The organism is Methylobacterium sp. B1, assembly GCF_000333255.1.
Lineage (GTDB): Bacteria > Pseudomonadota > Alphaproteobacteria > Rhizobiales > Beijerinckiaceae > Methylobacterium > Methylobacterium fujisawaense.
In genome coordinates, this window is record NZ_BACT01000557.1 from 1 (window position 1) to 988 (window position 988).

At 67.5% G+C, this 988-nt stretch carries 2 protein-coding genes and 1 pseudogene; 2 read left to right on the forward strand and 1 reads right to left on the reverse strand.

Translation table 11 applies throughout. The annotated features are described in order from the left end of the window. Positions 1 to 160: pseudogene (locus I53_RS35160) on the forward strand (Crp/Fnr family transcriptional regulator); the annotation flags it as partial. A 257-nt stretch (positions 161 to 417) separates the two neighbouring features. Beyond that, positions 418 to 552, forward strand: coding sequence for a hypothetical protein (locus I53_RS35755; protein ID WP_257791599.1), 135 nt, complete (start codon positions 418 to 420; stop codon positions 550 to 552). A gap of 24 nt (positions 553 to 576) precedes the next feature. Here I53_RS35755 and I53_RS16375 read toward each other — a convergent pair. Beyond that, positions 577 to 988: NAD(P)-dependent oxidoreductase (locus I53_RS16375; protein WP_043352550.1), on the reverse strand; the 412-nt coding region annotated here is incomplete at its 5' end.

Here is a 988-nt window from a genome sequence, read left to right on the forward strand (position 1 = left end):
GGCGGGCCACGCGCTGTGCGTGTCCTACTCGGACGTGAAGCAACTCTACTACCAGAACCCTGAATTCGGGTTCTACTTCCTGAAGCTGACAAGCGAACGCCTGTTCCAGGGCGTTCAGGGCATGGCCAAGCCCCAGGCTGTGACCGGCGACGCGCTCTGACCGCGGCCAGACCATCCGCGCGGCTCGTCTGCGCTTCCGGACCGGCCGTCCACGCCGCGCGATCGAACCATCCCGTTCGCCAGCTCCCCGCCTTGCCCCAAGGAAACACGGCCGGCCATCTGCCACATCGAGAGCGGCGTCTTCCGGGTTCCGGAAGTCGGTCTCGCAGCGGGCGCGGGCAGTGTCGTGGGCGAATTGGGCCTTCCGTCGCCGGTGCACGCGCGCACCGCCTCGCGGTCTGCGCCGAGCCGGGCAAGGTGCTGTGCGTCGGCCATTCCGATCTGAAGGACCTCTCCGATCAGAGTCCGGAATGCGGCTTCGCTTTCCTCGCGCCGACCTCGGAGCGCCTGTTCCAAAGCGTCGAGGCCGCCAGAAAGCCGCTGGCGGCCTGAGGCCCCTCGAAGGCGCAGCGCTGCTCAGAGCATGCTGGGCAGGATGCGGTCCGGCGGCCTGTGGCCGTCCATGAAGGTCTTGATGTTGATGATGACCTTCTCGCCCATGTCGGTGCGGCTCTCATAGGTTGCCGAACCCATATGCGGCAGGAGCACGACCTTCCCCTGGCGCGCGAGCTTGACGAGCCGGGGGCTGACTGCGGGCTCCTGCTCGAACACGTCGAGGCCGGCCGCCGAAACCTCGCCGCCCTCGATCAGGCGCGCCAGGGCGTTCTCGTCGATCACCTCGCCGCGGGCGGTGTTGACCACGATGGCCTCGGGCTTGAGCAGCTTCAAGCGCCGCGCCGAGAGCAAATGGTAGGTGGCCGGCGTGTGCGGGCAATTCACCGACACGATGTCGACGCGCGCCAGCATCTGGTCGAGGGATTCCCAGTAG